Annotated in this window: 9 protein-coding genes and 1 pseudogene; 4 read left to right on the top strand and 6 right to left on the bottom strand. The window is 63.8% G+C overall.

Annotated elements, in window-relative coordinates:
- Positions 1-52 precede the first annotated feature (52 nt).
- The 3 genes from glgB to ACCQ09_RS00725 are packed head-to-tail and all read right to left on the bottom strand — an operon-like array spanning position 53 to position 8,711.
- The gene (glgB, locus tag ACCQ09_RS00735; protein ID WP_162866344.1) at positions 53-2,251 is read right to left on the bottom strand and encodes a 1,4-alpha-glucan branching protein GlgB; all 2,199 of its coding nucleotides are present in this window, start codon (positions 2,249-2,251) and stop codon (positions 53-55) included.
- The gene (treS, locus tag ACCQ09_RS00730; protein ID WP_040940324.1) at positions 2,248-5,598 is read right to left on the bottom strand and encodes a maltose alpha-D-glucosyltransferase; all 3,351 of its coding nucleotides are present in this window, start codon (positions 5,596-5,598) and stop codon (positions 2,248-2,250) included. The genes glgB and treS overlap by 4 nt, the downstream gene beginning before the upstream one ends.
- Complete coding sequence (locus ACCQ09_RS00725) at positions 5,595-8,711, bottom strand: maltotransferase domain-containing protein (protein ID WP_228428280.1); 3,117 nt, start codon at positions 8,709-8,711, stop codon at positions 5,595-5,597. Before ACCQ09_RS00725 ends, treS begins: the two co-directional genes overlap by 4 nt.
- A 267-nt stretch (positions 8,712-8,978) precedes the next feature.
- Between ACCQ09_RS00725 and ACCQ09_RS00720 the strand changes: the two are divergent.
- The 3 genes and pseudogenes from ACCQ09_RS00720 to ACCQ09_RS00710 all read left to right on the top strand — a co-directional run.
- A pseudogene (locus ACCQ09_RS00720) lies at positions 8,979-9,305 on the top strand (hypothetical protein); the annotation flags it as partial.
- A 170-nt stretch (positions 9,306-9,475) separates the two neighbouring features.
- Positions 9,476-10,147, top strand: coding sequence for a hypothetical protein (locus ACCQ09_RS00715; RefSeq protein ID WP_040942194.1), 672 nt, complete (start codon positions 9,476-9,478; stop codon positions 10,145-10,147).
- 192 nt (positions 10,148-10,339) lie between these two features.
- Entirely contained in the window at positions 10,340-11,587 is a 1,248-nt protein-coding gene (locus ACCQ09_RS00710) for a hypothetical protein (RefSeq protein ID WP_228428281.1), read from the top strand.
- A gap of 70 nt (positions 11,588-11,657) precedes the next feature.
- On the opposite strand, the gene ACCQ09_RS00705 is transcribed toward ACCQ09_RS00710, so the two are convergent.
- From ACCQ09_RS00705 to ACCQ09_RS00695, 3 genes are all read right to left on the bottom strand, one after another.
- Entirely contained in the window at positions 11,658-12,680 is a 1,023-nt protein-coding gene (locus ACCQ09_RS00705; RefSeq protein WP_080639966.1) for an XVIPCD domain-containing protein, read from the bottom strand.
- 13 nt (positions 12,681-12,693) lie between these two features.
- The gene (locus ACCQ09_RS00700; RefSeq protein WP_147308896.1) at positions 12,694-13,182 is read right to left on the bottom strand and encodes a hypothetical protein; all 489 of its coding nucleotides are present in this window, start codon (positions 13,180-13,182) and stop codon (positions 12,694-12,696) included.
- A gap of 277 nt (positions 13,183-13,459) precedes the next feature.
- The gene (locus ACCQ09_RS00695) at positions 13,460-13,813 is read right to left on the bottom strand and encodes a SymE family type I addiction module toxin (protein ID WP_040940321.1); all 354 of its coding nucleotides are present in this window, start codon (positions 13,811-13,813) and stop codon (positions 13,460-13,462) included.
- A gap of 516 nt (positions 13,814-14,329) precedes the next feature.
- Between ACCQ09_RS00695 and ACCQ09_RS00690 the strand changes: the two genes are divergently transcribed.
- The gene (locus ACCQ09_RS00690; protein ID WP_080639965.1) at positions 14,330-15,019 is read left to right on the top strand and encodes a hypothetical protein; all 690 of its coding nucleotides are present in this window, start codon (positions 14,330-14,332) and stop codon (positions 15,017-15,019) included.
- Positions 15,020-15,029 lie beyond the last annotated feature (10 nt).

Below are 15,029 nucleotides of genomic sequence, written 5' to 3'. Positions count from 1 at the left end.
TCTAGCAGCTGCCACCGCGCCGGGCCAGCAGGCCGGGCGCGGTGACGGTCGATCAGCCCTGCGGGGTCAGCACGATGACGCCCAGCGGCGGCAGCAGCAACGGCAGCGACTGCGCGTGACCATGCATGGACTGCGGTTCGGCAGTCACCGCACCGCCGTTGCCCAGGTTGGCACCGCCGTAGATGCCGGCGTCGCTGTTGAACACTTCGCGCCACAGACCGCCCTGCGGCACCCCGAGGCGATACCCCTGCTGCACCACCGGGGTGTAGTTGATCACCACCAGCACCGGTGCATCGCCGCGTTTGCCCTTGCGCAGGAACGCCACCACGCTGTTGGCCGCGTCATCGCCTACCAGCCATGCGAAGCCCGACGGGTCGTCGTCGTGCGCGTGCAAGGCAGGGTATTGCGCGTACAGGTGGTTGAGGTCGCGCACCAGCGTCTGCACGCCGCGGTGGCGTGCGTCGTCGAGCAGATGCCACGGCAAGCCGGCATCGTGGTTCCACTCGGTGGGCTGGCCGAACTCGCAGCCCATGAACAGCAACTTGCGCCCCGGATGGGTGAACATGAAACCGAGATAGGCGCGCAGGTTGGCGAAACGCTGCCAATCGTCACCGGGCATGCGGCCCAGCAACGAGCCCTTGCCGTGCACCACTTCGTCGTGCGAGATCGGCAGCACGAAGCGCTCCGAGTACGCGTACACCATGCTGAAAGTCAGCTCGCCATGGTGGTAGCGGCGATAGATCGGGTCCAGCCCAATGTAATGCAGCGTGTCGTGCATCCAGCCCATGTTCCACTTGTAGTGGAAGCCCAGGCCGCCATGCGACACATCCGCGGTCACGCCCGGCCAGGCGGTGGATTCTTCGGCAATGGTCACCGCACCCGGCGCGTGCTCGCGCACCACCTCGTTGAGCCGACGCAGGAACGCGATGGTTTCGTAGTTCTCGCGGCCGCCATGGATGTTGGGCACCCACTCACCGGCATTGCGGCTGTAGTCGCGGTAGAGCATCGAGGCCACTGCATCCACGCGCAGGCCATCGACGTGATAGCGCTGCAGGAACTCCAGCGCGCTGGCGATCAGAAAGCCAGACACCTCGCGGCGGCCATGGTTGTAGATCAGCGTATTCCAGTCGCGATGGAAGCCTTCGCGCGAGTCGGCGTGTTCGTACAGCGCGGTGCCGTCGAAGTGCGCCAGGCCGTGCGCGTCGGTGGGAAAATGTGCCGGCACCCAGTCCACGATCACGCCGATGCCTTCGCGGTGGCAGCGGTCGACAAAGCGCGCAAAGCCATCCGGGCTGCCGAAGCGCGCGGTGGGCGCGAACAGGCCCAGCGGCTGGTAGCCCCACGAGCCGCCGAACGGATGCTCGGTGACCGGCATCAGCTCCACATGGGTGAAGCCCATGTCGGCCACGTACGGAATCAGGCGATCGGCCAGGCCATCCCAATCCAGATCCAGGCCTTCCTCGCGCAGCCAGGAGCCGGCATGGATCTCGTAGATGCTCATCGGTGCGTCGTGCGCCTGGCGGCGCGCACGCGTGGCCATCCAGCCGTCGTCGCTCCACTGGTGCGGCGTGGGGTCGGCCACGATCGAGGCAGTGCCCGGCGCCAGTTCGGCGCGGCGTGCCACCGGGTCGGCCTTGGCCGGCAGTTCATGCCCATGCGGGCCACGCAGCTGATATTTGTAGTGCGCGCCGGGGCCCACGTCGGGCACGAACAGCTCCCACACGCCGGCCTGGTGGCGCAGCCGCATCGGGTGCCGGCGCGCGTCCCAGCTATTGAAGTCGCCCACCACCGCCACGCGCGAGGCGTTCGGTGCCCACACCGCAAAGCGCGTACCGCGCACGCCGTCCACTTCCACCACATTGGCACCCAGCGCATCGGCCAGCTGCAGATGGTGGCCTTCGCTGATCAGGTGCAGGTCGAAGTCGCTGAGCAGCGGCCCGAACGCGTACGGGTCTGCGGTGTCCTGGGTGCCGCCCGGCCAGCCGATCCTTAGGCGGTAGCCTCCCTCGGCCGGCAATTCGCCGGCAAACAGGCCTGGTTCCGGGCCGGCTTCCAGCGGTACCTCGCGCCCATCCGCCAGCACGGCGGTGACGTGCTCGGCGCCGGGGTGATAGGTGCGCAGCAGGCGGCCGTTGGTGCTGGGATGTGCGCCCAGCACGGCGAATGCATCGCCGTGCCGCGCTTCGGCCAGGGCGCGGGTCACGCCGGGGTCCCATCGATTCGTCACTGCAGTCATTACTCCACTCATCATGTGTCTCCCGCACCAGCGCGCGCGCGTTGCAGGATGCGTCGCAAGCCCTGGATGGGCACCATCAACCAGCCCGGCCGGTTCGCCGCTTCGTAGCGCACCTCGTAGCAGGCCTTCTCCACCAGGAACAGCAAGGTGGCCGCATTGAACGCCGGCGGCGCGATCCACGGATGCGCGCTGGCGTCGAGCACGGCATGGTAAGCGTCCAGGAACGCTTGCGTGGAGCGGCGGCGGAATTCCACCAGGAAGTCGTCCAGGTGCGCATCCACGCCCACGCCGGCACGTGCGGCGGTGCCCTCTTCGCCACGCGCAGACACTTCACTGGCGTAATCGAGCGAGCGCAGGAAGCCGGCCACATCGCGCAACGGGCTGGCCTTGGCGCGGCGTTCGGCCAGCGGCTTGGCGGGCTCGCCTTCGAAGTCGATCAGCACCACGTCGTCGAACGCCACCAGGATCTGGCCCAGGTGGAAGTCGCCGTGCACGCGGGTCAACAGCGATTCGGCCAGCACGCTCGGCGCCCTGGCCAGCAGCGCATCCAGCTGCGGGCGTTCGGCCAGCACCGACTCCAGCGCCTCGCGTTCGGCCGCATCGTCGGTGGCGCCCAGGCGGGCGTGCACTGTTTCCCACATCTCCTCGACCTGGCGTGCCACGCCGCCCACCACATCGTTGGCGGTGGGCAGGTCGATGCGCTGCGGTGCGAAGTCGGCATCGTCGGTGCTGCGCGAGAGCGCTTCGTGCAACTCGGCCAGGCGCTTGCCCACCACTGCGGCAAACGCGTCGTAGCCGGCCACCGCTTCGTTGCGGGCTTCGTCGGTCTGCGCGGTGGCGTACTCGTCGAAACTGCGCGCCAGGTGATCGAGCGTCCAGCGCCAGGCATCGCCCTGGTTGCGGATGAAGCCCTGCAACAGCGCGATGGTGGTGATGGTGCCCTGCGCATCCACCCGGCTCACGCTGCCCAGCAGCGGTGCCGCATTGGCATAGCCCATCTCGGTGAGGCGGCGGCCGATCTCGATTTCCGGATTGGCACCGGTGGCCACGTGGCGCAGCAGCTTGAACACCGCCTTGTCCGCAACGACCAGCGAGCTGTTGCTCTGTTCGGCCGACAACCAGCGGATTTCCGGGTCGTCCGGAATCTCCAGCGCAGCCAGCGCCGGGGTCGACTCGAAACGCACCTGGCCTTGTTGCGAGGCATCGTCGCCGTCGTGGAAATCCAGCGCCGCATCGTGACGCAGTGCGTCGATCACGCCGCGCACCATCGGCTTGAGCGCAAACGCATCGGTGAGATACCCCACCTCGCGGCCCTGGCGCACGCGCGCCAGCGCCAGCTGCTCGGCCAGCGTGCTTGGGTGCTCGCGCTCCCAGACAATGCCCACCGGCAGCATGTAGCACTCGTGGTGGCCGTCTTCCAGCTCCACGTCCAGCTCCAGCAGACTCATCGGCTCATCGCCCGGCAACGGCGTGCGCCGCGAAATGCGCACGCTCTTGAGTGCCTGATCCTTGGCCGAAAACCAGCGCCGTGCCGACAACCACGCCGGCAGGATCTCGCCTTCCAGCGTGGCCAGATGCGGCAGCAGTGCGGCACTTTCTTCGGTGTCGCTGCGCAGCACCAGCGTGCGGTAATCCGGCAACGGCACCGGGCTGGGCACATGCCAGTCCGGCAGCGTGCCTTCGCTGACCAGCTGAAACGCATAGAAACCAAATGGCGGCACGGTCAGCAGATAGGTCAGCCGGCCGATCGGCGGGAAGCTGCCACCGCCGATGATGTCCACCGGCACGCGGCCTTCGAACTCGGACAGGTCCAGCTCCACCGCCTGCAAGGTGTGCGAGAGGTTGGCCACGCACAGCACGGTTTCGTCCTGATAGCAGCGCAGGTAGGCCAGCATGCGGCGGTTGCCCGGGTACAAAAAGCGCAGCGTGCCGCGGCCGAACGCCTGGTAGCGCTTGCGCACGCTGAGCACGCGGCGGGTCCAGGTCAGCAGCGAATGCTGGTCGCGGATCTGCGCTTCCACGTTCACCGCCTGGAAGCCGTACAGCGGGTCCATGACCGGCGGCAGCACCAGTGCAGCCGGGTCGGCACGCGAGAAGCCACCGTTGCGGTCGATCGACCACTGCATCGGGGTGCGCACACCATCGCGATCGCCCAGATGGATGTTGTCGCCCATGCCGATCTCATCGCCGTAGTACAGCACCGGCGTGCCGGGCATGGTCAGCAGCAAGGAGGTCATCAATTCGATGCGGCGGCGGTCGCGCTCCAGCAGCGGCGCCAGGCGGCGGCGGATGCCTAAGTTGATGCGCGCGCGGCGGTCCGAGGCATAGGTCTGCCACAGGTAATCGCGCTCCGAATCGGTGACCATTTCCAGCGTCAACTCGTCATGGTTGCGCAGGAAGATCGCCCACTGGCAGGTCTCCGGAATCTCCGGTGTCTGCCGCATGATGTCGGTGATGGGGAAGCGGTCTTCGCGCGCGATCGCCATGTACATGCGCGGCATCAGCGGGAAGTGGAACGCCATGTGGCATTCGTCGGCGTTCTGGCCGAAGTATTGCTGGGTGTCTTCCGGCCACATGTTGGCCTCGGCCAGCAGCATGCGGTCCGGGTATTCGGCATCCAGCGTGGCGCGGATCTTGCGCAGGATGGCGTGGGTTTCCGGCAGGTTTTCGTTCGAGGTGCCGGAGCGTTCGATCAAATACGGCACTGCGTCCAGACGCAGGCCGTCCACGCCGCGGTCCAGCCAGAAGCGCATCACTTCCAGCACCGATTCCAGCACCGCCGGGTTGTCGAAGTTGAGATCGGGCTGGTGCGAATAGAACCGGTGCCAGAAGTACTGGCCGGCCACCGGGTCCCAGGTCCAGTTGGACTTTTCGGTATCGCAAAAAATGATGCGCGTGCCTTCGTATTCCTGGTCGGTATCCGACCAGACGTAGAAGTCGCGCTCCGGCGAACCAGCCGGCGCGTTGCGGGCGCGCTGAAACCACGGATGCTGATCGGAGGTGTGGTTGATCACCAACTCGGTAACGATGCGGATGCCGCGCGCATGCGCCTGCGCCACCAGCTGCTCGAAGTCGGCGATGGTGCCGTAGTCCGGATGCACCGCCATGTATTCGGCGATGTCGTAGCCGTCGTCGCGGCGCGGGCTGGGGTAGAACGGCAGCAGCCAGATCGTGTCCACGCCCAGTTCGGCGATGTAGTCGAGCTTGGAAATCAGGCCGGGGAAATCGCCGATGCCATCGTCATTGGAGTCGAAGAACGACTTGACGTGCACCTGGTAGATGATCGCGTCCTTGTACCAAAGCTGGTCGGCAACCACTGCCGATTGTTCTGCGTCAGCCTGAAGGGCTGGAACTGCATTCATGCGACCTCTCCTGCGCGGATGCGCCATAACGCGAACGGCCGCGTCGCCTCTAACCGGATGTGTTGCGTCTTGCCATGCCACGTGAAGCGATGGCCGTCCCACAGGTCTTCCACCGCCACGCTGGCGTGATCGGGCAGGCCCAACTCCCACAGCGGAATTTCAACCTCGGCATCCTGGCCCGCCTGAGGGTCCAGGTTGATCGCCACCAGCACCATGCTGCGGCTGCGCGACAGGTAGCCGGCATCCAGGAATTTGCCGAAGTACAGCACCTGGTCGTTGTGCGCCTGGTAGAAGCGCGTGCCCAGATGCGACTGCAATTCCGGGTGCATGCGGCGCAGCTGGTTGAAGCGGGTGATCTCATCGACGATGTCACCCGGTGCCCGTTCCGGCCAGGCACGCAGCTGGTATTTCTCCGAATCCAGATATTCTTCCTTGCCCGGCGCCAGCGGGGTGGCTTCGCACAATTCAAAGCCCTGGTACATGCCCCACAAGCCGGAGAGAGTGGTGGCGAGCGCGGCGCGGATCAGGTGCCCGTTGCGCCCGCTGGTCTGCAGGAACAACGGATTGATATCCGGCGTATTGACGAAGAAATGCGGGCGGAAGCACTCGCGCGGCACGCCGTCGTTGAGCTCTTCGATATACTCGCGCAGCTCGTGCTTGTGGTTGCGCCAGGTGAAGTAGGTGTACGACTGCGAGAAGCCGCACTTGGCCAGGCGGTACATCATCTTCGGCCGGGTAAAGGCTTCGGACAGGAACACCACATCCGGGCGGCGCCCGCGCACATCGGCAATCAACCATTCCCAGAACGGGAACGGCTTGGTGTGCGGGTTGTCCACGCGGAACAGGGTGACGCCTTCGTTGACCCAGAACAACACTGCATCGCGCAGCGTGTTCCACAAATCCGGCACCGCACCGCTGGCGTAGAAGTCGACGTTGACGATGTCCTGGTATTTCTTCGGCGGGTTCTCCGCATACGGGATCGAACCATCCGCGCGCCAGGTGAACCAGTCCTTGTGCTCCTGCAGCCACGGGTGGTCGGGCGCGCACTGGATGGCAAAATCCAGCGCCACTTCCAGGCCATGCGCGCGTGCGGCCTGGATCAGCCGGCGGAAGCCCTCTAGTCCACCCAGTTCGGCATGCACCTCGGTGTGCCCGCCATCGGCTGCACCAATCGCATACGGGCTGCCGGGTTCGCCATCCTGCGCGGTGACCGCATTGTTGCGGCCCTTGCGGTTCTTGGCGCCGATCGGGTGGATTGGCGGCATGTACAGCACGTCGAAGTTCATCGCGCGGATATGCGCCAGCCGCCCGATCACATCATCGAAGGTGCCGTGGCGCTGCCCGTCACCACTCTGCGAGCGCGGGAACAATTCGTACCAGCTGGAAAAATGCGCCGCGCGGCGTTCGGATTCCACCCGGAAGGTCACCGGGTATTCGGAGCGGAACGGCTTGTCGTCGGCCAGCGCCATCGCTTGCGCGGTGTCGGGCTCCAGCACGATCGCCAATTGCTGCAACGGCTCACTCTGCGCGCCGATGCGGGTAAGGATGTCCTGCAACTGGGTGGCCAACGCGCCGTCGCTGCGTGCATGCGCAGCCTGTACCACTGCCACCGCTTCCTGCACGTCCACCGGCAGCACGGTGCTGGCGGCGCGCTTCTTTTCCAGATCCGCATGCAAGGTAGCGAATACGTCGCGCCACCCTTCCACGCGGAATTCGTAGGTGCCGATGCGCTCGAGCGGGAACTCCGCGCGCCAGCGGTCGTTGCCCAGCGCACGCATCGGCGCGCTGGCCCAGGTCTTGGCATCGGCCGGGCGCCACAGCACCGCCACCGCAATGCGGTCATGCCCGTCGCAGAAGGCGTCGGCCTCCACGCAGATACGGTCGCCCACAGTGCGCTTCACCGGGAAGCGGCCGTTGTCCACCGATGGCGTCACCGACTCGATGCACACCCGTGGCCACGCCGCCGCCGTCTGCGCACGCGGGCGCATGCGCGGGACTGCCAGCACATGCCGCGCCGGCACGCTGCGGTACACGCGCACTTCGCCCGGTTCCAGCGCCTCCAGCGCGGAGCCGGAGAGGGTGCGCCCGTCTTCGGCCACCAATGCCTCGGCATCGCCGAGCAGGCGCAACAGATCCGGTGCGGGCACCGGCACCACATGATCGGGGTCGCCATTGATCAACAAGAGCGAGGGCAGCCCGCCAAGCGGCTCCACCGCCACTGCCGTCAGGCCGGTGCCTTCACGCAACAACGGCCGCAGCCGCAGGCCCGCATTGTCTGGCTGCGGTCCATCGGTGGCACGCACGCGCAGCGGCAACGACTCCAGCTGATGGTCTTCCAGCACCCAGGCGCCACCGAGTGCGCTCGCCAATTGCCAATGCTGCGCGCGGCGTGCGGCGCTGCTGCCATCGGCAGCCTCGACAATCGCCACCACCCGCTTGGCCAGCGCACGCAGCGCTGCGTCTTCATCGAAGAACCAGCTGCCACGGCCATCCCACCAGGCTAGCGAGGAGAACGCCGCATCGAAGCCGGCACCGGCAAGCTGCTGCAGCGCTTCGCTACCCAACCCGGGTGTCCACGCCGCGAAGATCACTTCCGGCGCCTGTGCATGCACGCGGGTGATCAGCTCACGCCAGCGCTGTGCGGGGATCTGCTGGGGCTGCAACAGGCGGAAGCCGCCCACGCCCTGGTTGACCCACTCCAGCAGGCGCGCGCTCCACCACTCCACCAGCGCCGCACCTTCCTGCGCATAGGCAAAGCGCGCCTCAGCCACCTCGGGCGTGGCACGCGGCTGGCGCGGATCCGGTACTGCGGTGCTGCGGGCGCGGAACCACTGCGGGTTATCGCGCACCACCGCACTGGAGCCGCCCACCTCGTCCAGGCGCACATCCAGCAGCAGCTTGACGCCTGCCCGTTGCGCGGCCTGCACGCAGGTCTGCAGTTGCTGCGCCTGGGCATCACCGGCGTTGGGTTCCACCAGGCGCCCTTGCGCGTCACGCGCAAACGGTGGCGCTACCACCACATAGTCGCAACCGGCTTCACGCGCCGCCACGCAGCGCGCTTCCAGCCTGGATGGGTCGGCAACCGCCGCTTCATTCACTACACACATCCGCATGGCGCGCCCCTTCAGCAGGCAGCGGTGCGCGAACGCACCGCGTTGCAGGGAACGACTTGGCCTGCGCAGCGCTTGGCGCCTGCAACGACCCGCCCTGGACGCACCAGGCCCACTCCCGCCGAAACCGGCCCCTGGCCGATCCTGCCTACCGTGACTGCACTCATGCGCAACTCCGCAACGATTCTTGACCCCTACACCTAAACACTCCGCCTGCGAATACCGTGTGTCGGTCGTATTGACGAAAAACAAACAAGCGCGACGGTGGCGGCCGGCCACCCATTCTGGGCATCGCTGATCGAACACATCTTCGTGGCGCACCTGCCGGAGCGCCTGACCGATCACCGGCAGATTCCGATGGTGTCCGGGCCCAGGGGATTCACCAACTTCTACCTCTCACGCGAGGGCGGCTTTCAAGGCATCCACTGTCCTGCACGCGACGCCTTCCATCCGGACCGCACCTGGTTCGGGTTGGGACATCGCGGCGGCCAGATCGCCGTGGGCTCGCACCTGTGCCGGGCCTCGTGGCGCGGTAAATCCACGCGGCGCGCCATCACCAATTACCTGCGCCGCAAGCTGAGCGCGTTGCCGATCTGAGCTGCACTAGGTGGCGGTGACTGCATGCGATAACCCAGCTGTCCTCCGGCAACGCACACGCGAATGGCGCCCATCGTGGCCGAAGAAGACACCGGTTCACGCCATGCGCGCTGATGCACAACGCACGCCACGTTAGGCCACACTAGTGCGTTACCCGTGGAGTGATCGAGATGCACAAGGCCTGCTTGCTGTTCCTGTTGTCGGTGTCAGCCTTGGCGCACGCCGCGCCACACGATGACGAAGCGGCCGACTGCCGCAACGGGTCATTCACCAATAGCCCGTCAGCGTTTGCGCTGGCGCGCGTCGCAGTCCCCCGCCTGTACCTGCTCAACGACAGCGACGGCTGCCCCAGCAAGGGCGAGGCAGCCTGCCGGCAGCGCAGCTACGTGGTCAAGGGCGACGTGGTGGTGCTGGCCCAGCACCGTGGCGGCTACGCCTGCGCCTTCTATCCCAATAAGGTGGGCGGCAGTGCCGGCTGGGTCGCCGAGCGCAGCCTGCAGCCCATCGCCAGCAGCGCCACGCCACCCGCACGCGCGTGGAACGCCCACTGGCATAACGGCGACAACACGCTACAGCTGACCGCCAATGGCGACGGCAGCATCACCGTCAATGGCGACGCCTACTGGCCCAGCGCCAACCCCAGCCCGGAGCAGGTGCCCGGCGGCCCACACTTCGGCGCGGTCACCGCACGCAGCTTTGCGGAGGGCAACCGTCTTGAAGTCCGCGAGGATGACTGCACGGTACGTCTGCAGCTGCTTGGCGACCTATTGATCGTTGCAGACAACCTGCAATGCGGCGGCGCGAGTGTAAGTTTTAATGGGGTGTATCGGCGGGATAAGTGAAGCCTCACTGACACGCTGATCTGCTGTTGGATGCGCCGGTCTTCGTGGCACTGGATCACCGCAACGTGAGCGCACCGTATCGCGCCGCTGTAGTGCGTTGCTCAGAGCAGCGCTAACGACCCGGCCACACAGCGATGCCCAGCAGCAAGGGCGCCCATTTATACTGGTCGATTGCTGTTCGAAGGACTTGATGTGACGCTCACCGCCACGCGCCTGATGCGCGCACCGCTATTTTGTTCCGTGGCGTTGCTTGCCGCTTGCAGCACGACCAAGCCACCGCTATCGGTGGCAGACACCAACGGCAGTAAAAATTACTGCATTGGGCGGCTAGCCGTTACCGCTGAAACGCCGCTACAGTTTCTGGAAAGTTCTGCACAGTTCTATTGGGGCGACATCGAGACCTACCGCGAAGACGCGGCCAGCTACGCGCAGCGCCTGCTGGCCGCGCAAGCATCGGCCAGTGACGGCCGGGTGCGCCAACTGGTCAAACCGGTAGAAACGCTGGCGCAGGATGATGGCAGGGTCATCGTCGCCCGCGAGGAAGAGGCGTTGCCACTCGATCCGAATGTGGTGCAGGTCACCGGCTTCGCCCACCGCGATGGCACCACCTTTCGCTTTCAGAAGAGAGCCATCAGCCGCCTGCAGGACATCACCGAACGGCGCACCCAGCAAATCCTGGCCTCGCTCACCAGCAGCGCATCGCCGTTCCCGCCCGCAACAGAAGCGCGGAAGGGGTTTTGCATCATGCACGGCGCTGTCAATCTAGCCCCCGGACACGACTGGCACGAAGCATCCCGGGTCGAGGGAGAATTCACGCTGCAAGACCAGCGCTACCGTTTCAGCCTGCGGTCGCGCTACCTGCGCTCACTGTCATTGAACGACCAGGAAGTGACCAACCAGCGCGACCTGCTGCTGGCACTGGCGGGCGCGTTGCCGGATTCCCGCCTGGTGACGATCAGCGAACTGCCAGCCACCGCCAGCGTCCCAACGCAAGGCAGTGCAAGCATGCTCGAGATGACCACCGCCGACGGCAAGCAACAGGTCTATGAGTGGCACCTGCCAGCCGTCAGTACAGCGCCCGGCACGCCGGCAACGTTCCTGTATATCTGGCCCGCACCGGGGCAAGTGTCAGCGCAGAATGCCGCCACCTTCACCCGTTGGATAGCGGCCCATCCGCAGCAGGCGACGCCGCTGTTGCAAATACAGCAAATGGCCACCGGCGGCACAGATCAACCGCCGACGCCAGCAGAAGAAGAAAGCCGGCTGGTCTACCGGATGCAGCTGCACTACCCGGGCGACCAATCCGCCAGCGGGCGCCATTACGTGACATACAAAGACGGCCAGAAAGTCGACGATGGGCGCAGTGACGCCCACGGGTTCACCAAGGCGCAGAATGCCGATTACGACCAGATCTGGACAACCAAGGTGCTCAATAAATGACGTGGGAAAAAACGGCAGATCGAAGCATGTCCCAATCCCGCTGACATCTCTATTGCCTGCCCGGGCGATCTCATACCGTCCGATGTGGCTGCATTGCTATTTGATCATGCTGTTGCTCTTGCTGCTGTTGTGTTTGCAGCTGCGAGCGCTGGGTCTCGCTCAGCGTTTGTAGCTGGGCCAATGACTGTTCTACTGGTTGTGTAATGGCATGCATGGTCTTCATATGCGCCATCTTGTGTGCGGGATCATTCAATGCTCCCTCCACGACAAATACGTTCTCGCCTTGTCGTACCGAGTCAGTCTGCCGACTCAATACGACATGATCTATTCGTGATAACCCATTCTCTTTCGCAAGATAGGCGCTACTTGCAGCGAGGCGAGCACTATTTTCGTCATAGTCGCGACCAAGTCCTTTCTCAAGATCGCGAACTGCGGCTTCCGCCTGGGACACGAGCGGATCGATTTCGTTCGCTCCACCTGCCAGCATTTGACGCCTTTCGAGTGACTCATTTAGACCAGATAGGCGACGATCGTCCGGATGCCGCTGCTCCGAGATGAAACGCTGCTCGAAGGTTTGCTTCGGCATTGGATGGTGCGACTCGCCATTCAATTTGCTATCTGGGATGGGTGCCTTAATGCTCTTGATGTCTTCGACGTTAGAGAGCGGCTTCAACTGACCCTCAAAATCCTTATCCGTCATGACAAATACGTTCCGCCGATGCAAGCCGGCCTGATTCAATGCACTCCAAGTAAAATCAATGCAGCTATTTTCCTTCCAGGCATACTCCATGTTAAAGCCGTGACCGGCCGCATCTCTGCCGAAGGCTTTTAGCGTCTCATATTGGTCCTTGCTGATCTCCAGCGTCCGGGAGTAATAGGGATCCGTGTAGTCGGCGACATCGGTTGTTGACACGCCACCAGGCCCGCTTGACTCGCCATGCGTTAACGGAGCGAACCCATAGCTATTGTTATTTTTTCCGTCGGAGACGGAGTAGTAAACGTGTCCCGCTGCGGATGTACCGCCACCTGCCAATGGCGTGCCTGGCGCGGCCACATAGATAGTGACGGTGTAGTGCGTTTCTGGTGATTTCATTCCTGTGCTCCTCTCACTTCTTGCGTGCGCGATACGCAATCAAGAGCTTCGCCTTAGCGTCGATTAGCAACTTACGCTCATTGCCCAGCGTCAGGCCGAGGACATAGTGGCCAGGAGGCAGCGCATCTGCACTGGCAAAAGATAGCTCCCTGTAAGCAACGTCTTGGGCGATCAAGCCTGCTTTCAGCAAGGATTCTCGGTCAGCATCTGCAGCTTCCAGGCCGGGAACGACGCCATCTGGAGAGACAGTGAGCCACTCAACCTCAGAACGACTTACCCACTGGCTGCGCCTAAGTGCGACCTTTAACGACCGGCCTTGCTGTATGCGATGAAGCTGAACTTTAGCGGAAATATTTGCTTCTTTAAGTGCATCAGCAGTCTCAGCCACTGAGGTTGAATGATGCCCATCGAGGCGAACACCGAAGAATACAGAATGAAGTGAGTCACCATCTGCCGGCACATCAAATTCAATTCGGATTTCGCCACCTTGGACGGCTTCCAAAGAGCGCGTTAACGGTACAGCCGTTCGGCTATCACTGTCCCGACCCAGCTGTGGCGTACTGGTCTGGTGTGGCTGCCGATGACACCCTACTGCTATATACGCTGCTACTAATAAGAGCAATACGCGAACAACCTGGTGTGGCCTTGACATGCTTTGCGCCTGAAGAAATTGCTTCAATCACAGAATAAGCTATTTGTACGAGGGTGTTATCAGCCTCTCGTGGAACGGATCCAGCACTAAAATAGTGACCTCTCGGCACGTCCAATTTGGAGTGTGGCTAGTCTGCTGGCGCCACGCTGACAACGAGCTCGCCTTTGCGTAGGCGGATGTGGAGTTTGCTGCCGATGGTGAAGCCGAGTTGTTCGAGCCAGCGGCCGCGTAGGCGCAGGGTGGGGATGCGTTGGTTGGTGGTGGGGTAGTAGCCGTAGCCGACGGTGCATTGGTGGGGTGGGCGGGGGCGGCGTGCGGAGCGCTGCTGTTTGGCGAGGTCGGCGGCGTTGGCGGCGGCGACTTGCTCGGGGGTGAGCATGGGGGTGAGCGGGGGCTCGACGATGCGCCAGGCTGGGGTGCGCGGTGGTTGGCGCGGTGCGCGCTTGCGGGCGGTGGTAGAGCGGGATGGCGGTTGACGCATGGCAAAGCCCTCCTTGACGAACAGGCCCCGCCGCCGAGTGGCGACGGGATGTCGGGAGGTTAGAAACCGAAGACAGACGGCGGGCGTATTTCCCCGAAGGGTGTTGTATTAGCCGCCCTCCCGACGCAGGCATCGCGTCGGCTGCGCCAGCAGGAAGCTGCAGGCACAAAAAACCCACCGGGATTTCGGAGGTGGGTACCGCTGTCTTAGGAGTTTCTACGCTCCGTGGCCAAAAGATTGCTACGCGCTGCGTGACATGTCAATTGGCTGATGCTGGCAATCTGGAAAGCGTTGATGGAAGATCCTTGCGTCAACGTTTGAAGCAGCAGGGTCAGAGTTGGATTGAACCTAGAGAGATTGCTACTCCAAGCGCACCCCAACCTTCCCGCAAATAGCTTTCCGTTCCCTCGCTATCCATCACCATCGCGCCACTCAGGTTCGGGCGCGGTAGTGCAGGACACCAACGGCGCGAATGACAATTGGCCAGCATCGCAATGTCGCGTGAGTAGGATTCCAATGATAAAAGTTAGCTTCCGAAGCCTGTTCCCTTTGCTGCTGCTTTCACTAGCGCTGCCAAGTGCATGCGCTCGCGCGCCTGGTGAAGCAGGACGAGATGCAGGCACGCCATCTGCTACCACAGCGACGCCAGCCTCTCCAGAGAACGGCAAGAGCACCGATAGCCGTGCCGATGTCGTCTCTGCCAAGACCTCTCTGCATGAGCTGGAGCACCGGCTGTTGCGCTTCATCGATGGACTGACAGTACCAGCGGATCTGGACTACCCGCAGATGGAATCTGCACTTGGCGTCAAGCTTGGACCACCGTCTGATCCGGCATACCCGTGGCGTGAAGTAAAGGAAGTTCCTCTGGCCGATGGCTATGAGCTCTACGCGACGCATCGCCCAACGAAAGATGGATTCTCGCGGATAGAGGTTGCAGTCACTCTACCTGACCATAGCGACCCCACGCGCGTGCCTACGTCGACCTGCATCTGGCAAGCAGAAGCACTCTCCAAAGCGCTCGAAGGGATGGGATACACGCGCGGCGGCCAGCGGCCGTTTCAGGGTGGATGGCTACGCCAGCATTGGCGCGCGATCAACGGCGGAAGTCAGATTTTTTCGGTCTCATTGCTTCTTTATCGAACCAATGAACAAGGCAGTCCACAAGAGTGCGCTTATAGCGTCAAGATCGATGGAGGCAGACCATGAAATGGGGCCC

The sequence above is a fragment of the Xanthomonas sp. NCPPB 2586 genome, assembly GCF_041475775.2.
In the GTDB taxonomy this organism is placed as follows: Bacteria; Pseudomonadota; Gammaproteobacteria; order Xanthomonadales; family Xanthomonadaceae; genus Xanthomonas; species Xanthomonas campestris.
This window is presented reverse-complemented; position numbering and strand designations above follow the sequence as displayed.